Source organism: Guyparkeria hydrothermalis, from assembly GCF_023555385.1.
Lineage (GTDB): Bacteria > Pseudomonadota > Gammaproteobacteria > Halothiobacillales > Halothiobacillaceae > Guyparkeria > Guyparkeria hydrothermalis_A.
This window is the reverse complement of the sequence record NZ_JAJSED010000001.1, coordinates 1,549,030-1,569,260: the sequence shown is the minus strand read 5'-3', so window position 1 is coordinate 1,569,260 and position 20,231 is coordinate 1,549,030. Positions and strand designations below refer to the sequence as shown.

Annotated in this window: 13 protein-coding genes; 3 read left to right on the top strand and 10 right to left on the bottom strand. The window is 61.7% G+C overall.

Features of this window, described 5'->3' with window-relative positions:
• Window positions 1–25 precede the first annotated feature (25 nt).
• The 6 genes from LV476_RS07280 to LV476_RS07255 form a co-directional block, all read right to left on the bottom strand.
• Window positions 26–727, bottom strand: coding sequence for an outer membrane protein (locus LV476_RS07280; RefSeq protein WP_250074839.1), 702 nt, complete (start codon window positions 725–727; stop codon window positions 26–28).
• Between the two features lie 129 nt (window positions 728–856).
• Window positions 857–1,306: a hypothetical protein gene (locus LV476_RS07275; RefSeq protein ID WP_250074838.1), complete on the bottom strand. Its 450-nt coding sequence runs from the start codon at window positions 1,304–1,306 to the stop codon at window positions 857–859.
• A gap of 2 nt (window positions 1,307–1,308) precedes the next feature.
• Window positions 1,309–2,118 (bottom strand): tetratricopeptide repeat protein, encoded by an 810-nt coding sequence (locus LV476_RS07270; protein ID WP_250074837.1) that lies wholly within the window; start codon window positions 2,116–2,118, stop codon window positions 1,309–1,311.
• 1,085 nt (window positions 2,119–3,203) lie between these two features.
• On the bottom strand, window positions 3,204–3,584 hold the full coding sequence (locus LV476_RS07265; RefSeq protein WP_250074836.1) for a hypothetical protein: 381 nt from the start codon (window positions 3,582–3,584) through the stop codon (window positions 3,204–3,206).
• A gap of 73 nt (window positions 3,585–3,657) precedes the next feature.
• Window positions 3,658–9,789: a hemagglutinin repeat-containing protein gene (locus LV476_RS07260; RefSeq protein WP_250074834.1), complete on the bottom strand. Its 6,132-nt coding sequence runs from the start codon at window positions 9,787–9,789 to the stop codon at window positions 3,658–3,660.
• A gap of 81 nt (window positions 9,790–9,870) precedes the next feature.
• Window positions 9,871–11,589: a ShlB/FhaC/HecB family hemolysin secretion/activation protein gene (locus tag LV476_RS07255; protein WP_250074832.1), complete on the bottom strand. Its 1,719-nt coding sequence runs from the start codon at window positions 11,587–11,589 to the stop codon at window positions 9,871–9,873.
• 210 nt (window positions 11,590–11,799) lie between these two features.
• Here LV476_RS07255 and ppx point away from each other — a divergent pair, with 210 nt between their 5' ends.
• Genes ppx through LV476_RS07240 form a run of 3 tightly spaced genes read left to right on the top strand, consistent with a single transcriptional unit; the run spans window position 11,800 to window position 14,286 of the window.
• Window positions 11,800–13,311, top strand: a complete 1,512-nt coding sequence (ppx, locus tag LV476_RS07250; RefSeq protein WP_250074831.1) for an exopolyphosphatase — start codon at window positions 11,800–11,802, stop codon at window positions 13,309–13,311.
• Between the two features lie 12 nt (window positions 13,312–13,323).
• Entirely contained in the window at window positions 13,324–13,701 is a 378-nt protein-coding gene (locus LV476_RS07245) for a hypothetical protein (RefSeq protein WP_250074829.1), read from the top strand.
• A gap of 51 nt (window positions 13,702–13,752) precedes the next feature.
• On the top strand, window positions 13,753–14,286 hold the full coding sequence (locus tag LV476_RS07240; RefSeq protein ID WP_250074827.1) for a DsrE family protein: 534 nt from the start codon (window positions 13,753–13,755) through the stop codon (window positions 14,284–14,286).
• Window positions 14,287–14,378: 92 nt separating this feature from the next.
• Here the strand turns inward: LV476_RS07240 and LV476_RS07235 are convergent, their stop codons facing one another.
• The 4 genes from LV476_RS07235 to LV476_RS07220 are packed head-to-tail and all read right to left on the bottom strand — an operon-like array spanning window position 14,379 to window position 20,110.
• The gene (locus tag LV476_RS07235) at window positions 14,379–15,686 is read right to left on the bottom strand and encodes a glycosyltransferase family 2 protein (RefSeq protein WP_250074824.1); all 1,308 of its coding nucleotides are present in this window, start codon (window positions 15,684–15,686) and stop codon (window positions 14,379–14,381) included.
• Window positions 15,679–17,076, bottom strand: a complete 1,398-nt coding sequence (locus LV476_RS07230; protein ID WP_250074821.1) for a diguanylate cyclase domain-containing protein — start codon at window positions 17,074–17,076, stop codon at window positions 15,679–15,681. The genes LV476_RS07235 and LV476_RS07230 overlap by 8 nt, the downstream gene beginning before the upstream one ends.
• Window positions 17,073–18,062, bottom strand: coding sequence for an HlyD family secretion protein (locus LV476_RS07225; protein WP_250074819.1), 990 nt, complete (start codon window positions 18,060–18,062; stop codon window positions 17,073–17,075). The genes LV476_RS07230 and LV476_RS07225 overlap by 4 nt, the downstream gene beginning before the upstream one ends.
• Window positions 18,059–20,110, bottom strand: coding sequence for a hypothetical protein (locus tag LV476_RS07220; RefSeq protein WP_250074817.1), 2,052 nt, complete (start codon window positions 20,108–20,110; stop codon window positions 18,059–18,061). Before LV476_RS07220 ends, LV476_RS07225 begins: the two co-directional genes overlap by 4 nt.
• Window positions 20,111–20,231 lie beyond the last annotated feature (121 nt).

Below are 20,231 nucleotides of genomic sequence, written 5' to 3'. Positions count from 1 at the left end.
CCCCCCCCCCCCCTCGTTTGGAGGGTCATAGTCGGTATCGTAGCGAAAGCGAGAGCTCATGAGACCGGATATCGACTGTCAGGGGCGAGTTTAGCTGCAGGGCGCCACCACGCTCGTAAGCTGCCAGACTGGATTTCGCCTCGCCGTAGTCGGTATAGGCATAGGAAGCATCCAGGGACATGTGCTCGCTGACCGGATAGGTGGCCCCCAGAAGTACCTTCCAGGCGAATCCGCCGCTGGTGTCGCTGTTGATCGTGGCGCTGTCGTTCGTGATGTTGAACCGTGCCATGTCGTGTCTCGCGTACCCCGCGCCAAGGCCGACATATGGCTCGACCGGCCAGGAGGCGTCCAGTACGGCACTCAGGTTCACAAGCCCGAGAATTATCACCGAGGTCGTATCCACCTCGGTGCGGCCAATCTCGCCGGAGGGGTTGCCGTCATTCTCGTATGGGCCACTCAGGTCGAACCCATCGACCTGGTTCAGGGAAAGCTCCGTATCCAGCCATTCGGCCAGTCGATACCCGACGCCGAGGTGGTAGGCGATCGAGTCATCGGACTCGAACATAACCCGGTCGGGTGGGGCGCCGAGATCGCCAACGGTCGCTGTCTCGCCCTCGTTCTGTGCCCAGCCGACGCCGCCTTTGAGGTAGACATCGCTTGCAGCGGCGAGGTTGCTGGCGGCGATTCCAACCGCCGTTACTAGGCCCAGGGGCAGTTGCTTTTTCATCAATCACTCCTTGATCGATTGGTTGGGAAAATGCGTGATGCATCACGTGCAGGGTTCAGACCCCGCCTTTGCGATCGGCTCCGTGATCGCGGGAGACAGGGCGGTATTGGTTGCCGGGCGGAGCAGGGGTCAGTCGTCGGTGCGCGTGAAAAAGAGTTCGAAACCACCCGATGCGGCCAGATGACGCAGTTCTTCTCCCCCGGATGCGCTCGCAGCAAGGCAGACTTCGCTTGCGACCGGGTTATTGGGGAGAGACTTCAGCGCCGCACGCAGCAGTGCGGTGTTGTTGGCTTGCTTCTTACCAAAAACGAGCACGGGGCGGCCGTGGCGGTTGCTCAAAGCCGAGGTCACCGTATCCGCCGCTCGGGAGTGTCCGGCGAGCCCATTGACGATGGCGTTCGATAGCGAGTTGTTCGCAACGGGCGCTTCTACAAGCAAGAGGTCCTTTTCGCTCGTTAACTGGGCGAGGCAAGCGGCAAGATCGTCTTGCACGGAATGGTCGGGATGGCTGCTGCCGGCCGTTGAGCAGCCGCTCATGGTTGCGGCGAGGGCAAGGTAAACGAGGGGCTTCTTCATCATGTTCACTCCTTTGAACCTTTCGTTGTGGTTGATGAAGCGCTACTGACTTGATCAGTGCTTTCGTCTTGACGATTTACCGCGTCCTCGTCTTGAAGCGGGTACGTTGCGTTGGCAATTTCGTAGCCCTCCTCCTCGAGGGATTTAAGTATGTTCGTGAACAGCAGCCTGTCGACGCTGCCGCCAAGGCCGAGGACTTTCCTTATCGCGTCCCAGGCGGCGACGTTCTTCCCGCGTTCACGAAGAGATAGTGCGCGGAACTCGTAGACGTGGGGGTTGTTCGGTGCGATCTCGACCGCTTGCTGGTGCAGCTCGTCCGATTTCGCATATAGGGCTTTGCGCTCCTCATCAGTCCTGTCTGGGCTTGCTCCATGAATCGAGTATGTGGCCCCAAGGTCCGCGAGGATTGCGCTGCTCTCGGGAGTGAGTTCGCGGGCTTTTTCCAGGTTGTGGATGGCTTTGTCGGTTGCTCCGCGGTTCATCATTACGAGGCCAAAGCAGCGGTAGGCTTCAACGTTTCTCGGATCAAGCAACCACGCCTGATTGCATCGCTTCATGGCCAGGTGACCTCGGCCTTCGAAGAACTTACGGATGCCGTAGTCGGTCCACTTCCGGCTCGCTTGTTTGCGCGATCCGAATGCCTCCGAGACGTCCTCAATGAATTGCTGATCTGCCTCATGCAATTCAGGTATTGCTGAGCGATCCATGCCCCCGTACATCGGCAGTTGGTCTATTGGCCGAGGTGACTGCGTGGTTGCGGCGCATCCGGCCATTATCAAAGTGGCGGTAATGAATAGGAATTTCCTTGTTGCCATGAACTCGTTCCTTGAGTGGGGCGTGGATTAGGCATCCGTTTGGATGCAATCGGTGTTTTTCGGCAGTTGCTGGTTGTTAGTGCCTTGAATAAATGGCTCTCAGGGGCGGCACTCTGGTGGCGGGTTTTTGTGGTCGTCAGGGTCGCAGGCCGACGGGTTCACCGCATGATTCCGACAGAATTCATAATCGGTGTGGATGCGGCACCACCAGCTATTGAGGCGGCGTTTGACCGAGGGCTCCGGGATGTCGGTATGGGCTTGGCAGGCTGGAAATTGCCCGTACCTGGGCTGCAGGTTGCATGATTCGGACAGTCCTCCCCAACGAGCGCGATGGCCTGAGGATTCCATGCATGCTGTGACCATGAACGAACGTTTGAGTTGTTCTTCGAGATCTGTGATGCCGATGGCTCGATAGGTCCGGCTCGTCGGGCTAAGGCTAGGTGCTCCGCATTCTAGTAGTGCTTTTCTCGCATCAAGCCGAGAGGTGTCACCTGTTATCCATGTCTCAAAGGTTTCAGGCGCAGGCCTGTCAATATTGCTTACGCTGTAGGTGGTGCAGCCAGTTAATGCACTGATCACGTATATGAATATTGAGATCGGTCGCATTAGTCGTTTTGGCATGGTCGTTCGCTCCTTGAACGGGTTTCTGACCGAAATCCTAGATGGGTAAAGAAACGCGGAAGAGGAGGGTGAGGCAAAGGCTCTTAGTGAAGTCTCTCCTGCCCTCCGGGTTTCATTTATTCAGTGGTTGGCATGATGGGAGTTTGATCATTCTAGGCGTGTCACATTTGCGCCTACCTCGAACTGGGTCGATGAATTCGTATCCTTTTCGAAGCATGCACTCATCTAACCGGCGCATATGCTCGAATGACGTTATCTCTCCTGGAGCACATTCGCGCAATTCTTGCTGTGTTGAGTAAATCGTTGCGCCTGGTTTCTGCCAACGCTCATGCTCATCGGGGGGCTGGGTCGTCAATATAGTGCCAACCGCACCCCGTGCAGGCTATTGCCAAGACAAATCTTGTTAGGATTTTCGTCGCTTTGCGGAGTATTATCAATGTTTTACTTAATCTTATTTTTGTCTTTTAATATAAATCACTAGTTCCTAAAGGGCTGGGTTTTGGGTCTCTCTTCATGAATTTGTCCGGATCGACCTTTTGGTTGTTCCTCCACGTTGTTTCTCCGCTCTTCTGTCGGCTTATATTGCCGCGATGGTAGTGGCAAGCAATGGTTTCCCAGAAAACCCCGCCTCTTGTGCACCAAGGTCGGCCGGACGGATTGTTATTGAATTCATACCCTTTCTTGAGCATGCAGTAGTCTGTATAGCTAAAGTAAAGAGAGAAATCTGCGTTCGGGTAGAGCGACTGTCCTTTTTTGGAGCAGGAGGTGATATCTGATTTGGTTTTTTCGCTTGTTGATCCCTGCTTTTTCCAAAGCTCGGCTCTTGGTGGGAGCGGCTTGTCCATGTAGGTGATTACGCAACCGGAAATCCCGGCCGTAATGCTTACGGTAATAATAAACATTATGAGGTTTGGCATGCTAATGGTCTCGGTTCGAGCTTGGGTTGACGAGGATTGGTTGTCCGGTTTTACCAGGCCCCCATACTCTGTCTGTTTGTCTTCTCATGGGGTTTTCGCTGCTATCGGTCAAAAATTTGGGAGGGAGGTCCTTGAAGTAGGACCCATGTGCATCGCCTAGCGTGGCGGGCTTTCCGCCTGATGATGCGTTGGCGCCAAAGATGATTCCTATGAGGTCACTTTGATGGGTGTTTTGGTGGACCTCTCCCAGGCCACGAGTGACGGTATCGATCCTATCTGCCATGCGCTGTGCGTTCGCGGCGGCTCCGTTGAACAAAACGCTGCGGACCGGTGTGCTTGTCTCACCTTTGACTTCTTGCAATCGAGTCGCGTTACTGGCCGTCATGCTGCCTCGACTGTGATCGATTTCTTCGATGTAGAGCCATTGTCCTCCGTTTTGAGCCGCCCTTTCGTTGTGTTTCTGGATGGCTTCCCGAATGTCGACGTTGGCATGTGACGAATTGCTCGCACCGAATAGCCAGGTCAAGCCAGTGAACTCTCGGATCTTGTCGAGTGATGCGTAGACGGACTCGGAAAGAACATTCGGGGTTTCTGGGTTTATGACCGTGTATATCCCAGTCTCCAGAGCCTTCGAACCGTGCTGCTCAACCGCATTGTTTATTGCTTCTTCTTCACTGTTGAATATGCCGTGATTGAAAAGGTAGACGGTGCCATCTTCGTCATGAGCGAAGTCGTGATTACTGAAGTCCGTGACAATTTCCGGTTCACAACTGCTGGCGCCGTCATCGCATGCTTGCTGGAGAGCGGCCTTTTTTTCGGCGTCGTCCGATGCGTATACCCAATCGCCAATGGCACTCCTGGTTTGCTCGTAGGCAAGCGTCTTGAGTTTGCTATCCGCCTCCACCGACGTATGCATCGCTTTCGCATCTTGGAATGTCGCCGCCGTATGAGTCTCATTTGTTTGTCGCGAGAGGGAGGCGATAGTCTCGGCGACGCTAATGCCGGTGCGAGACTCGTGGCCCCGCTGGTCGGTGATGATCAAAAGTCCTTCGTCAATGGCGGATCGTGTACGGCCTTGTGACTCACTGGAGCGATCGGCATCCAGTGATGTATTGGCGACAAGGCCTTTAGCTGCGCCGTATCTTCCTTGCGTCACCATGTCGCTGGAAAGAGAAAAGCCGCTGGCCTCGGCGCTGGCGGACGCGGAGTTCGTCAGGTCTCGTGAGGTGAGTGCGCCGGTGATGAGCCGATTGTCTGTGGGATCAGCGTCGCTTGAGATGCCGCCGCCAACCAGATCGGTGTTGCCGGCCACGGTGAGGTCGAATCCGCCTTCACCGGCGCGGATGGCGCTTTGTTCGGTGACCGATCGGTAGCTTCCCTGGGCTTCGCTGTCTTCTTTGGAATAAGAAGCGGCAACACTGAACCCGCCGAGCGGGATGCTCACTCCAACACTTTCGTTGTGCTGTTCGGCACGGTATTCGGTTTGATCTTGAACGCTTTCGATACGCAGGTCGCCGCCCACATCGGCTTCGACGCGCTGCCCGGTCACGACCGCGCCGATCAGTGCGGTGTCGCTACCCGACTGGAGGCTGGCGGCCTTGCCGGCCGACACATGGCTGAGTTGGTGGGTGAGCTCGCTAGCTTCTGACTCGCCCTCACCGCGGGCGGCCGAGGCGGTGATGGAGAAGCCCACGCCATTGCCTCCCAGGTCGATGCCGATACCCACGCTGGCGGATTGGCTGTCGTTCTCGCTCCGCTCTTCGCGGCGGGATTCGGCGGCGAGCAGGGCGATCTCGTCATCAGCGGAGAGCGTGGCGTTGCCCTCGGCACGGATGTCGCTACCGCGAACCAGGATGTCGCTTCGTTCACCTTGACCCGCTGCGTTGATCCGAACGTCACCTCCCGCGGTGATGTACGAGCCGCGGGCGGTGTCCGAATGGCTTTCGGCGCGGTACTGGCTTTCGCTGGTGCCCACGCTGATGTTGATGCTGATGCCGCCTGCCTTGTCTGCCAGGTTGGCGTTCTTCTTGGCGCCGCCGGTCTTGATGTGGCTATAGGCGTCCACGGCGGCCAGGCCGGCACTTGCGGCCGCGAGACGTTTCATGCGATTGCTGTCGGTGTCGTCGGCGGTCTGAGCGACGCGCTGGATGCTCTTCGCTGCGTCGATGACCGGGCTGGTCAACGCAAATGTCAGACCGCTTTGCTCCATTTCGCGCATCTGGCTGGTGCTGCCGGCCTGGCGCGACTCGATGATTTCCACACGCCCGCCCCGAATGTCGATATCGCCTTGCGGGGCGAGAAGAGCGCTGCCGGACTGCCGGTAGGTCTTGCCGGCGTCGATCGTCACGCCCCCTTCGATGCTGGCCAGTTGCGTGGAGAAGTTGGTCTGACGGATTGCGTCGTTGCTGCTGGCGAGGCGGTGGTTGCCGTAGGTGATCGACAGCCCGCCGTTGGAGAACAGCCCGGATCGTTTCGTCTCCTGGAAGTGGTGCCGGGTGGCTTCATCATGATCGGCCAGCAGCGTGATGTCCCCGTCAGCCTGTGCCGTCGTGCCGCGGTCGGAAATCAACCGGCTGCCCTCAACCGTGATGTCGTTGCCGGCCGAGAGCGTGACCGTGGCCCCGCCCACTTCCGTACCGGTGACCCTCTCGGATCGAGACGCATCGAGGGTGGTGGTCACCGAGTTCGACATAAAGCCGCCATCGGTGATTTCGTGAGCCTCCTCCCAATGGCTTGAAGAGCGGCCAGCATCTAGTAGCAGGTCTTCACCGGCGGATAGCGTGACCTTGCCGGCCAAGCTGTCGATGCTGGCGGCCCGCGTGGCGACGTTCCGTCCCGCGATCATCTCCAGGTTGCCGCGCGTATCGACATGGGTGCCGCGTTCGCGCGTCGCCCCCTGGGCGATCCGGTTGTCGGCGTCCCAGACGACTCGCTCGTTTTCGCCTTCGGTCGCTGTGGTCAGCCGTAGGTCGCGTCCGGCCGACAGGCTGGTGGCCCCACCTCCGTCGTGCGCGAGCTTGGTGGCTTCGAGTGTGAGGTCCCGACCAGCAGTGAGGGCGAGTGCTCCCTCGCTCCCGGTGACGGCGAGACGGCTGCGATCGACGATCTGCTCGCGGGTGAACCGGCTGTCCCCGTTTCGACGTTCGCTGTGGCGGGTGCCGGCCGTGATGGTGATGTCCTCGCCGGCGGACATCGACAGGGCCGAGCCGGCAATGACCTCGCCGCCAACCTGGTGGATGTCGTTGGTGGCGGCGAGATCGATGCGGTCGGCATGGTAAGTGCCGTTGCGCGTGTCAATGCGTTCCGAGGCTAGGCCGAGTGCGCCGCGTGCCTGAAGTCGGCCGCGGTTGATGGCGGTGCCGCCAACGGCCAGGTCGAGGTCGCGTGCCGCAATCAGTCCATGGCTGCTTACTGACTCGGCGTTGCCGCCGGCGAGGTGCAGGGTGGGAACGAGCACACGCCGCGTCTGCCCCTCGACGGTGACGGTCGATTCCTCCAGCCAGACGATGTCGGTGGTCAGTCGGTCGAGTTGGCTTTCGGACAATCGTACGCCCGGTGTGATTTCGAGATCGCGGCCATAGGCGATGCCGGCATCGATCAGTGCCCGGAATTGGGCCTCGTCATCGGCGAATCCCTCCAGGCGGCGCTGGCCGGTTCGCTCGATTACCTGCTCGCGCAAGAGTGCCTGTTCGTAGAAGGCATCGCCGAGACGCTTCTGGGTGTAGGCGGGGTCTCGGGCCAGGGCATCGAGCATGGCCTGTGATCCATACCACTGGCGGTAGCTCGCAAAACGCGGATCGGTCTCGATTAATGGCGAATTGGGGTTGTCGAGTCGGAGTCGAAACAGGCTCGCCTGTGGCAGCTGCGGCAGCGTCGATGCCGACCCGCTCGAAAGCGCCGGCAGGTCGGGCGTCGACGGATTCGCACCGGCCCGGCCGGTGTAGGTGACGGTCGGCAGGTCGTAGGGAGCGCTGTAGACCGGGGCCGGATTGTAGGCGGTGGTGCCGTGCCACTCGCGGCAGTGATCCGAGCCGAACGTGCCGCAGGATTCCACCGTGGTGAAGCTTGCGGTGCCGGTCCGACGGGTGATGTCCTGTCGCTGCGTGGCGCGGTTGTCGAGCGTCGCGAGGTCGGCATACAGTTCGTTGCCGGCGACGATCTGGCTGTCGGCATTGATGAGCGTGCCACCAGTGAGCGCCATGTCGCCACCGGACCGGATGGTGGCGGGCTGAGTCTCGATCACCTCGGTGTGCGAGGTAACCGCGGTCGCCTGGAACCAGGTGAAATCGGAGATCTCGTGCGGGTAGCCCTGGCACCAGACGTTCTCGTCATAGAGGTTTGAGCAGCTGATCGCATCGAAGGTGCGCTGGCTGCCGCGGAGCTGTATCCAGGATTCTTGCACCGGCGCCTCGTCCACCTGCGCCGTGACCAAGCCGGCGTTCTGGTTCTCGATGCGATCGGCCTCGATGGCCAGATCGCCCATCGCCTCGATGGTCGCGCCGCGGTTGAGCAGGTGATCGGCCGCACCCTCTCGGCCCGCGATGTGCATATCCCCGGCGCTGAGGATCAACGCCTCGTTACGGTTTTCGAGCTGGTCGATGGATAGCCGTAACGTGTCTCGGGCGGCGAGGGTGGCGGCTGTTGTGACGTCACCCAGATTGCGCAGTGTCGAGGCAGTAACCGAGAGCCGGCTGCCGTAGAGACGCGCCCCAGGGCGGTTGATGACGTCGGTCGCCGAGAGGTTCACCTGCTGGCCGTCGATCAGGCCGTCATTGGCGAGGCGGTCGTCTGCGGCGAGGTCGAGCCGGCTGGCCGTGATATCGCCGCCGTGGCGGTTTTCGATGGTGTCCGCCTGGATGTCGGCGCGGGCGGCTTCCAGTCGTCCATCGTTGATCAGGCGGCCATCTGCGCGAAGGGCGAGGTCTCCGCCTGCGATCATCTCGCCGTTGTGACGGTAATCGCCGTGGATCGTGGCCTCGATCTCGGTCTTCGAAAGCCACTGTCCGTCACCCGCCATGGATGGCGTGATCAGGCTCAGGCCCTCAGCGCCGAAGAACAGTCCGTCGTGGTTGTCGATGTGGCGGACGGCCGTAATGCTGAGTCGTTCACCGGCCAGTACCTCGCCGTTACGGTTGCCGATCGCACCGGCTGTGAGCGTGATATCGCCTTGCCCACTGATGCGTGCGTTCTGATTGTCCAGGCCGGTGTCGGCTTCCAGCGTCAGTTTGCCTTCGGCGTGGATGTCGCCGGCATTGCTGACCTGCCGTGCGCTGAGGTTCATTGTCCCCTGCGTGGTAGTGGTGCCTTCATTGACCAGGCGACCGTCGACGGTCACGGTCAGGCCTCCCGGACCGGCGCTCACGGTCCCAGCGTTACGCACGCCCACTCCGTGCTCGTTGGCGATCAACCGAATCTTGTTGGCGTACATTCCGCCGAGTCGGGCCGTGTCGATACTCCATTCGCCGGACGGAGAGCCACCATTGGTGGCTTCGGTCAGTCGGCCGTCGGTCGCGAATTGCCCGAGCCCGGTGGTGATGGTGAGCTCGTCGGCCCAGATGCCGGCGTTGATCTCGACCGCGCGGGCGAGCAGGTCGGCTTGGGCCGTGCGGCTGGCGTCCATGCCGTCGCCTTCCACGCGAATGCGTCCGCCCCGCACCTCCAGATCGGTCCATCGGCCGTCGGTGAACCGAGGCCTGCCGGTGGTCAACATGGCGCGTTCGGTATTGATGAACCCGCAGCCGTCGCAGGTGATGCCAGCGGGGTTGGCGATCACCAGATCGGCCGGATTGCCGCCGATCTCCAGGTAACCGCCGAGCTGGCTGGGCGAGCCACTGCGCACCTCGTTAAGAATCAGGTCCGCGGCATCGCCGACGAGCGCCGGGTTGGCGCCGATCTGTCCCGCCAGGGTCGTTGCGCTCGTCGTTCGGCCGTTGTTGAATACCACACCGGCCTCGTCCACGTCGAGTTGCCGATACACATTGTGCGAGACCCCGTCTGCGCCGGGCGTGGTGATGTCCACCACGGGCGTGCCGTTGCCGGACTGGTGGATGCTCGGGCGGGTGTCGCCCGAGGCGTCGGGATGTGAACGGATGTCACCTGCCGAAAGTGATGGGGCGAGCAACAGCAGGAACACCACAGGGCTGCGTACTCGGTGTGGGCATCGGAGATAAGGCTGACGTGTCATGACGGATCCTTGTCGTACACGGGGTCGCAATCAGAAATGGATGCCGGCCTGGAAGCCGGCCTGAAGACCTGGGTCTGGGTAGGCGGCCGGCCGGTCCATGGCCCGTGCCGCCCAGGCGTCGATCCAGGTGTTTTTCCAGCGCCACTGCAGGCCGAAGGCCGCCCCGACCAGATGCTTTCCGGGCAGATCGTCTGCCGAGGGTCCGCCGACACGGCCCGCGTCCATGGCGACGTAAGGATGCAATGGTCCGGGTAGTTCGAGGTGCAGTTCGTTGCGCCAGAACACGCCGCGTTCCCCGCTGAGCAACAGCTCCCCGCCGAAGCCGCGCACCGAATGGCGGCTGCCGATGGCGAAGCGGTCCTGCGGGATCAGGCGGGTGTGATTGAACTGGCCGGCGATTCGGCCGCGATAGCGCAGGGGTTGATCGCCCAGCGTGAACGGCGCCTCCAGCCGGGCGGCGAACGTCGTGATATGTGGCCGGGCGGTGCCTTCGCCGAATGCCTCTTCGGGCGCCGGTTGGGCGCCAAGCATGCCGGTGCCCCAACGGTGATTCAGCGCAAGGTTCACGGTGTTGCGACCGAGGAAGTGACGATGCTCGATGCCGACCGAATAGCCGGCCATGCGCCGGTCCTGCACGCTGATGCGGGTCTGGTCGATGGCATTGGAATAGGTCTGCAGCCAACCCGTTGCCTTCAGACGCGTACGATCGGCACCGGAGCGGTGCACTACGCGGGAAATCGCGATTTCGCGCCGTTCGCCCGTGCCGCTGTAGCGGTAGTCGCGGTGGCGGCCCGCGATCGTCTGGAAATAGGAAAAGCGGCTGGCGGTCGCGCCGAAGCGCCAGTGACCGAACGGCACCGAGTAGTGAAGGGTGTATGAGTCTGAGCTGCCCGGACGATCTCGCTCGGCCAGGCCCAGGTCACGCGTGAGGCTTGCGTAAAACAGGCCGTTGAAGCCGAACAGGTGATCGCCGAATAGCGTTGCCGTGCCGAGAAACCGGCCGGTCTGGTCGCTGCCCGAGTCGTCGATCGATAGCGAGACGCGCAAGGGAAAATTCTGCTGCCAGTCGACCACGATATCGCTCTCGCCGTCCTCCCGGCCGGGCTCGATGGCGATGTTGGCCGTGACGCTGTCCAACCGTTCCAGGTTTTCCAGTCCCTGCTCGATATCACGAAGGTTGAGCAGTTCGCTGCCACGAATGGGGAAGGCGGGCTTGGGCCGGGCGCGCTCACCGGAGGTGTTGCTTGGGCGAATCGTGCCGACCCGGCCGGGCAGGATGCTCAGCGTCAGTTGGCCGTCGCCCAGGTCCTGCGGAGGAGCACTGGCGCGGCTAGTGACCAGGCCGGCGTCGATCAGTTGCTGTTGGAGCTCGCGCACGATCGCCCCAATGCCCCGCTTGCCCAGGCAGCGCCCAGGGTGGTGCCAGCCCACATTGACCAGGGCGCGTTCAAGGACGCGCACGAATACGGGGCGGGCCCCTGTGGGCAATTGGATCGCGTCGATATCGACGCAGGGTGTTTCCTGCGGGGGGAGCCGGGGTGCCGGACGGGTTTCGCGCTGCAGGCGCACGTCCGGATCGGCTTCGAGCCGCTCGCGCAGGTCCTGCTGGCGCTCCAGTTGGCGGAGCGACTCGTCGGTCGGATTGATCGCCTGCGCGAGGGCAGGCGGCGAGCACGCCCCGGCCAGCGGAATGGCAATCCATGCCATGCGCCGGCCGAGGCCGCCTCGACGGCTTCGGGAAGATTCCACGTCTCTCGTCCTTGAGATGGTGTGTGGATATTCAGTTTGTGACGGGCAAGCTAATCAATCTGCCTCGCTTTCGCAAGTGCTGTCCCGACAGGGTTTCTGGTACAAAGCAAAATCGACATAATGCGAGAAGTCGCCGCATTGGCGCGGCATTCAGCCATTCAGATGTTCGCCTTGTATTCCATGAGGCGGCTCAGCCGGAACTCTATGCCCATGCAGGACGGAGATGTCATCGCCTCGGTAGACCTAGGGTCCAACAGTTTTCACATGCTGGTCGCCCGGGTCGAGGCCGGACAGTTGCAGGTCATCGACAAGATGAAGGAGATGGTCCGTCTGGCGGGCGGTCTCGACGAGCACGGTTATCTTTCGCAGGAGTCGATCGAGCGCGGGTTGGACTGCATGCGTCGCTTCGGTCAGCGGCTGGCGGGCATGCGCCGCGGGCAGGTGCGGATCGTGGGGACGAACACGCTGCGTGCGGCGAAGAACGGCTCCACCTTCATTCGCCGTGCCCAGCGGGCGATTGGTCATCCGATCGAGATCATCGGCGGTCGCGAGGAGGCGCGCCTGGTCTATCTGGGCGTGGCGCACAGCGATGTGCCGGTCGAGGGGCGCCGGCTAGTAGTGGATATCGGTGGTGGCTCGACCGAGCTGATTATCGGCGAGAAGTTCGAGCCGGTGCGCATGGAAAGCGCGCCGATCGGTTGCGTGCGGCTGACCACCGATTATTTCAGCGACGGCAAGTACAACAAGACCGAGTTGCTCAAGGCCGAGCGCCGCGCCGAGCTCGAGCTGATGAGCTACCAGCGTGCCTACCGGAAGCTGGGTTGGGAGCGGGCCGTGGGAAGCAGTGGCACGGCGCGTTCGCTGGCCGCGGTGGCCGAGGCCAACGGCTGGGGCGACGGCAGTCTTACTCTCAAGGGGCTCGATGCCATCCGGGATGCGGTGCTCAAGGCGGGCAAGTTGGGCAAGCTGTCGCTCGATGGCCTGTCGGACGACCGCAAGCCGGTATTCGTCGGCGGGCTGGTGGCCATGCGGGCCGTGTTCGAAGCGCTCGGCATCGAGCGTATGGATATTTCCGACGGGGCGCTGCGCGAGGGGCTGATCTACGACTGGGTCGAGCGCCAAGGATACGATGACATCCGCGACGTGACGGTCAGCCGGCTGCAGCGCATGTTCAACGTCGATGTGACCCATGCTGACCGCGTGGCGCAGACGGCCGATACCCTGTGGCGACAGGTGGAGCCTGTCTGGGGAGCGACCGGCGACGAGGCCAGCGAGGCACTGCCGCTGTTGGCGTGGCTGGACGTTGCCGCGCGGTTGCACGAGGTGGGACTCGCGATCTCCCACTCCGGTTACCACCATCACGGCGCCTATGTGTTGCAACACGCCGACATGCCGGGGCTGACGCGATTGGCGCAGTCAGCCGTGTCCGCGCTGGTGCACGCTCATCGTCGCAAGTTCAAGCAGTCGCGTTTCGAGCCGCTGGACGAGGATCGCCGGCCGTTGATCATGCGCATGGCCGTGATCCTGCGGCTGGCGGTGTTGTTTCACCGCGATCGTGGCGAAAGCATTCTGCCCGCCGCGCTCGATCTCACGGCCGAGGGTGACCGGCTGACGCTCGGTTTCGCCGACGACTGGCTGCAGAAACATCCTCTGACCGCCGCGGATCTCGAACGCGAGCAGGCCTACATCGCCAACTGCGGTTTCGAGCTGCAGTTCTCGTAGAGGGCGTCTGTCATGCGACTTGTCGCGCCGTTGCTGTTTGCCCTTCTGTTTCTCGGCGTCCACGGTGGTGTCGCCGCCAAGAGTGTCGAGGGGCGCTATGTCGCCTTCGGGCCGGGGAACTGGAATTGCGAGGACGCCGTGGCTGTCGCCGAGGGGAACCACCCCGGTAGCCAGGGGCGGCTGAACGGCTTTATCGCCGGGTACCTGTCGGCCGCCAACGTGATCCTGAGCAATACCTACGACATTCAGGCGGGCAAGCCGGCCTCGGTTGCCAAGCGCCGCGTGCTGGCCTTCTGCCGGGACAACCCCTCGGTGAAGTTGGCCAATGCGCTCGCCGTACATACCCAGCGGCAGTACGCGGACCGGCAGAGCGTCCCGAGTCAGAAATAGGCGGCGGTGGACTATGCTCCGTGGTCTGATTCAAACCACTGGAGCAATGGAATGACCACGTCGATGCTGTTGGCGGGCACGCCCGCCTGGTTCGCCCGCCGCCTTGGCCGGATGCTGGTGCGAGTGCTCGCGCCCGCGCTGCTGGCCATGACGATGGCTGCGCCCGCGCAGGCCGATGACACCCAGCGTGTCGTCTACCACGTCGATTTCGCTGACCCGACCCGCTATTCGGCCACGCTCACCTCGATCAACAACCTGATCAATGATGCCGAGCAGCAGCTCCTGCCCTGGGACGTGCACCTGGTGCTGGTTGGCTACGGCATTCGCTTCGCCACCGACGATCCGCTCGAGGGAACGCCTTACGCTGCCGACGAGGCGCTCAACGAACGCCGCGACGAGCTCAAGGGGCGGCTGCAGACACTGATCGAGATCCGCGACGTCAAGGTGCACCTCTGCGACTTCACGCGACAGGAGATCAACCTGTCCAAGGACAAGCTCTACGAGGGCATCGGCCTAGTCAACTCGGGCGTAGCCAAGATCGCCGAGCTGCAGCGAGAAGGCTACGCGTATCTGAAGATCCAGTAGGACGTTAATTTGTGCGAGAGAGCCCGGCCATTGGTCGGGTTTTTTATGATGTCGTGCTTGATCACTCGGTCGGCCGGGCCCTCGACTCTCGTCTATTCGTCGTCTTCCCGGCGGCTGATCGACGAGACTTTCCACGGGTTCCATTGGTCGCGGTAGGACACGCGGTGCAGTGCCTCCATGACATAGGCGTAGGTTCGTACGACTCGCAGAAAGATGCCCATGTAGGGCGGCATCAGGAACAGATAGGGGGTAAGGGCAAGCTCCGCCTTTCTCAGGCCGTTTCCGTACAGAAATATGCTCATGCCGAACTGGAGGAAATTGACCACCAGGTACAGCAGGTAATTCGTCAGCAGGATGTACTCGATCACGTCATGGCCCATGATCAGTATCTGAGTGACATAGACCCACCATCGGATGTTGAGCAGGACGTTGAAGAACGTGTTTTCCAGAAAGGAAAAGAAGTTGGTCAGCTGAAAGTTGGCGTCCGGGCGGAAGACGTCGCGGTGCTTGCGTAGGCGGAAGCGTATCAGCGAGCGATCCCAGCGGAATCGCTGTTTGGCAAGCCGGCGGAACGTGACGGGGACGTTGGTGTAACAAACGGCGTAGGGTTCGTGGGTCACCTTCAGGCCAAGCTTTCGAATCTTGACCGTGAGGTCGCCATCAAGCCCGGGCCCAACGTCCCATCCGCCAAGCCGATCGAGCACGTCCTTTCGGAACGCCCCATGGGCCCCCGCAACGATGCGAAGAATACCCAGCAGGGCTGAGACGGTGCGGCCAGTCGAGATCGACTTCATGTACTCGATGGCCTGGGCACGGGTGGCGAGGCTGGCACTTGAGTTCGCGACCCGCACGTCGCCGCCAACCGCTCCGATGTCGGCGTCCATCATGAACGGCAGAATGATCTTCTCTATCGAGTCGTTTTTCAGGTGGGAGTCGGCGTCTACATGCACGACGAACTCCCCTTGGGCGTAGCGAAGCGCCGTGTTTGCTGCGGAAGCCTTTCCGCCTCGGACCTCGTTACGGATGAACAGATCGACCAGCCCCTGGGCCTCAAGCCGTCTTCCGATTGCCGGTGTCTGGTCGTCGGAGCCGTCGTCGACAACTATCAGTTCGATGTTCCGATAGGTCTGCTCCAAGAGAGAGCGCGCCAGTTTCTCCAAATGCGGGCCCTCGTTCTTGCCGGGCACGATGACGGAAACGAGGGGGAGCTGACGATACAGGCGCGTTCTTGCCGCAGCCCGTGCGCCTCTTTCCCGGAATCGGCGCAGCAGAAAGGCGGGTATCAAAACGAGATCGAGCAGGGTGTAGCGAACGAAATCGAAGAAGAAAAATGGCCAGAAGAAGAGGAACCATTCGGCCAGGCTCAGTGAAGCCAGGAAATGAACCAGGCCGTCAGCCATGGCTTGTGACTGTTGTCTCTACCAACTGGTCCAGGTCCAGCTCCGCTGTCAGGAGCCTCGCGCTTGACCGAAGGACTGGTGGGCTTTCCAGATTGCCGGCGAGCAATGTGCTGATGCCTTCGTCGATTCGCTCCAGAGCTCGTTGGGCCTGCTCTTCGTCCGTTTCGGGGAGCACGAGCACGAACGTCGAGTCACCGCGCGGCGCAATGATGTCCGAGCGTCGCAAGACCGATGTCAGTACCTGAGCAAGCTCCGCGAATACCTGCTGAGCGCGCCTGCCAAGCTGGATATACATCTCCGACAGGTGTTCGAATTGCAGCACGGCCACGCTCGTGTGTGATTTCGCGTAGCGTTCGTTGCGGGCCTTCTCCACCTCGACAAACTGTTTTAGCGCATCCAGCGACCAAAGGTTCAGTTGCTTGTCGATGACGCGCATGAACAGCTGTTCCATGCCGTGTACGGCAGCGCTGTTGCCGATGGCGGTCGGTGTCCAGGCGTGAATTCGTCGAAGGGTCTGTTGCTCGGGTTCCACCGTCCGTTCGCAGTGGTAGCAAGTCGACACGACACTGGGTGACTGGAACCGGTTGTGGCAGTTGTTGCACTGGAAGACGACCGAGGGCTTGTCGTAGTCGACGCCGATGTGCCGGAGTTCCCGGTCACACTTCGGGCAGGTCAGGCCGTCGCGGGTGGCGAAATCGCTCTGCGGGGCGACGTGACCGCAGCGGAAATGGTGGATGAGCTCGTCCGCATCGATGTCCTCGGAGAGGCAATCCGGGCAAACCTCCTTGAAGTTCAGGAATGCACTGCCGCAGTGGCTGCAGAAATGGGCCTTGGTGACGAACCGGCCGGAAACGAGTTGCTGGTTTTCCAGAAACGACAGGGTTTCCAGCAGTGAGGGCTTCTGTGCCCGCTGGCTGATCAGCGGTTCGAGCGTGGGGTAGGTGAAGCCCTCAGGCGAGGCGGTCGTCATGACGGGCGTCACCTCTTCGCCCCGACTCACCAGAAAGCGAAGGAGTCGAAAGGCCGGGTCGCCATCGGCGCTCAACGCATTCCGCTCAAGCGATGCTATCCACTGATTGATCGGGTGGAATCGGTCCACCATCCGTTCCAGCCGGGGCGCATCGGGCGTGCGTTCCTCGACCACGGCATCAGCCGCCTGCTCGGCGGGGGAGCCCGAGGCAGACGGGGTGAGCACCACGATGGGCTTCAGGTAGATGGCCGGGGCCTCGGCTCCCCGGATGTGGCGGATCTGATCGAGCACCTCGGTGGTTTCCTGTCCGACGAGGAAAAAGGCAACCGAATCGGCGTCGTTCTTGTCGAGCGTGTCCTGGCCCCATGTCTTGCAGCCGGCCGGCGGCTGGCCATGGCCCAGGTAGACCGGATGCCTCATTGTCGGGCCCTCATGGTGACGGTCATGCGATCGTACTCCTGCCAAAGTGACGACTCGCTGGGCGGTTCGGGACGAATGATGATGCGGGCATGCTCGGCCGGCGGCGGGTCGGGCTCCCAGTCCGGGCGCACGACGTTGCGGGTGGCCGAGGTGATGGTCGCCACCGTGCCCGTGCTCTCCGTTGCATCGGGGAAGGTGATCGCAACCGTCTGACCCACCATCAGGTGATCCAGGGCCTCGTTGGGTAGCACGGCGTTAATCCGGACCTTCGGCGAATCGGGGACGAGGGTCAAAATAGGCTCCGCGCGCGTCGCCACTTCAGCGTTCTTGCGCGCCACACGGTGGATGCGCCCATCGACTGGGGCCGCGATGATTTCCGGTTGGCAATCGGGGGGCGGTGGTTGTTTGGCGAGTTGTTGTTCGAGCTGTGCCAGCCGGTCTTGCTGCAACCCAAGACGAGCTTGTTTTCGGGCAAGCTCGTCTTGGGTCGATGCGATGGCGTCACTGAGCTCTCGAGTGCGATTGTCCAGTCGTGTGTCGATCTCCAGCGCGCGGCGCAGGCGATTTTGTTCGAGCAAAGTGGCTCGCATTGTCGCGAGTCGTTCCGACAGAAGAGCGACCTCGCTGGCGGTCAGCGATGTCTCCAGGCGTAGCTCGTCCAGCTGGTAGGTGTCTTTCTCCTCATGGCATTCCTGAGGAGGGGCGATGCGGGCGAGCAACTCTCCTGCGCGAACGCGCTCGCCGTCGCTGATAGGCAGCTGGCTGATTCTCCCGCCTCGGCTGGCGCTGACCGTAATCCGCTCCACCTCGACCTGTCCCCTGGCTTCGATGAACATCAGCCGCTGCCATGCGATATAGCCAACGTACCCCAGCACACCGAGGAGCAAGAGCAGGTAAATGTAGTGGGTGATGCGCGGCCCATTCGCCTTGGGGGGCGGGCTGTCTGGCGCCGTAGACAGGTAGCTGCGTCGGTTTCTCAATTTCATTTTGTTTGAGCGCCCAGGCCCATGTAGGTGTCGAGATCATGGATCGCGAATCGGGTAATGCCGGTCTCTGCTGCCAGCGCTTCAATGAATTGCTCGAGTTGCCACTCGTCGCGGAAGTCGGAGGGGCGCAGGGCAATTCGTGTTTTCGAGGGGGGCAGTGTCGCCAACGCATTGCTCAAGCGGTCGCTGAGTTTTTCGTGGTCGGTCACCCCGTACGCCATGACCACCACCTCATCGATTAGTGGCGTCAGTTGCTCGTAAATGGCCTCGGGCCAGTGAGTCGGGACGCTGACGGCGATGTGGGTGTCCGCGCCTGATGTCGCGCGAAGCCGTTCGATCAACGTGAGGTAGCCCAACAGAACGCGCTGCGAATCCGCATCGTATTCCGGCAGCGAATGCGGTTCGATGTCGAGATGGATTCTGCCGGTCAGGTCAGCGTCACGTCGCAGCATCGGCAGGATGCGCTCATGCTCCGAGGGCAGTGCCCACTCCGGGCTGCCCCGCAAAACCGACACCGTGATGCCCTGTTCTTCTGCCAGGAGGTAGAGGTCGCGGAGTTTTCGGGTGTCCGCGCCCACGCCACCGGATACCGCGGCTCGATGAACTCCTTTCGCTACCAGGAAGTCCACCAGAAGCTCGTTGGGAAGCCGGTTCAGCGAGTCCGACCATACGTAAATGAGGCGGCTTCCAAGGCGGCGCCGGTCGGTCGTGCCGGGGAGGTGAACCGGTTTCAGTGCTGCGGCGTGGACTGGTACCCCGGCGGCCTGGAATACCTCGAACAGGCGCCGGTACAGCACCTCTTGGGCGGCGAGCATTTCCAGCCTGGCGTCGGCCAGTGCGCGGGCACGGGTGACGGCCACGGGAATCTCTGCCTCCTGTGGGCCGAGCCGCTGGCTGGTGATGGACCGGCGAAGTCTCTCCCAGGCTCGCCCCACTCGGTAGTGCTGGCGGATTGTCTTGTCGAGCTGTTCCTGAAAGTCGAGGTAGGCACTTTGGGCTGATGTTGCTCGTTCCCAGCGTTGCAGTGTTGCCCGCTCGCTGATGGCCTCCTGCTCGTGTCGCAGAGCTGCTCGCCGGGCTGTGGCGCCCATCGCCAGGGGCATGCTGAATCGGGCTCCGACCGAGACGTCGCGTCTTACATCCGGGTCGAGGTTCTGGCGCACGAACAGGCGCAGGCGGTTTTGATAACTCCTGTCGCTCTCTCCGGCCAGGGATTGCTGGATTTGCCGAAGGTCGTCCAGGCGCTGGTCGTTCTGAATGGCGGTCAGTATCGCCTGCAGGTCGACGTCGACGAGAGGAAAGTTCCGGGGAGATTGGGGCGATCCCGGATGGCCGAGGGCCAGCACCCGGTGACTGGTTTCCATCTCCCTTTGCAAGCGCACAAGGTCCGACTCGCTGACCATCAGTTCATCAAGGTGTGCCCAGCCCTGGAAATAGCCACGACGTTCGACCTGATGGGCTTGCCGCATAAGGTCGTATTTCAGCGTCAGCCAGCGCAGCCGGTCGGACAGGAAACGCTGGTGGACCAGACCGCGGAGGCAGCGGAGTTCGCGTCGTTCGCCGTTGATGTCGCCGAGTATTTCGCTGAGCCTCGCGCGGAGTCGCGCCTGCTCCGCCTCGTGTCGGGATTCGAGAAGCCCTCCCTTGAGCACGTCCCACGACACTTCCACATAACCATCGGTCCGCTCCGAGGGTTCGGCTGCGGTGGACCCCGAACTGGCATAGGCATTCAGCGCCAGGCCTGGGTCAGCCTCGTGGCGATCAGCTGTTGATCGGTGTGCGGCCGCTTCGAGCCTTTCCGGTGCGGGTGCCGTGCAGGGCGTGTCGTCGAACAGGCGTGTGATGCCTGCCTGCCACGGCTTGTGGCTCAGGGTGTCGGCATCCAGCGCGCCATAAACACGTTCGACCTGCTGCCACAGAGCGTCCGCTTCGGAGGTGGCGGATGTTGGTGCTGCCTGTGTGGAGGCGGTTGCCCCGAGGGCGGTGCTACTAGCGATGCCGATGAGCAGTGCGATGAAGGAACGAGGCAGTGAGGTAAAACCTGACATCGAAAGTGTTCGGATCCGGTGGACGAGCAAGGCAGCACAGCAGTGTTCACGCTGTTAAGCGGCACTCGGGGCAGTAGTCGGGCATAGGCTCTCTAAGGCCACTTTACCGGAAAATATGCGG

Excerpts from the sequence above, each read along its gene's own strand:
- LV476_RS07220 (WP_250074817.1), bottom strand. The coding sequence starts at position 20,110 with ATGTCAGGTTTTACCTCACTGCCTCGTTCCTTCATCGCACTGCTCATC.
- LV476_RS07280 (WP_250074839.1), bottom strand. The coding sequence starts at position 727 with ATGAAAAAGCAACTGCCCCTGGGCCTAGTAACGGCGGTTGGAATCGCC.
- LV476_RS07240 (WP_250074827.1), top strand. The coding sequence starts at position 13,753 with ATGACCACGTCGATGCTGTTGGCGGGCACGCCCGCCTGGTTCGCCCGC.
- LV476_RS07275 (WP_250074838.1), bottom strand. The coding sequence starts at position 1,306 with ATGATGAAGAAGCCCCTCGTTTACCTTGCCCTCGCCGCAACCATGAGC.
- LV476_RS07230 (WP_250074821.1), bottom strand. The coding sequence starts at position 17,076 with ATGAGGCATCCGGTCTACCTGGGCCATGGCCAGCCGCCGGCCGGCTGC.
- ppx (WP_250074831.1), top strand. The coding sequence starts at position 11,800 with ATGCAGGACGGAGATGTCATCGCCTCGGTAGACCTAGGGTCCAACAGT.
- LV476_RS07245 (WP_250074829.1), top strand. The coding sequence starts at position 13,324 with ATGCGACTTGTCGCGCCGTTGCTGTTTGCCCTTCTGTTTCTCGGCGTC.
- LV476_RS07225 (WP_250074819.1), bottom strand. The coding sequence starts at position 18,062 with ATGAAATTGAGAAACCGACGCAGCTACCTGTCTACGGCGCCAGACAGC.
- LV476_RS07265 (WP_250074836.1), bottom strand. The coding sequence starts at position 3,584 with ATGGACAAGCCGCTCCCACCAAGAGCCGAGCTTTGGAAAAAGCAGGGA.
- LV476_RS07235 (WP_250074824.1), bottom strand. The coding sequence starts at position 15,686 with ATGGCTGACGGCCTGGTTCATTTCCTGGCTTCACTGAGCCTGGCCGAA.
- LV476_RS07270 (WP_250074837.1), bottom strand. The coding sequence starts at position 2,118 with ATGGCAACAAGGAAATTCCTATTCATTACCGCCACTTTGATAATGGCC.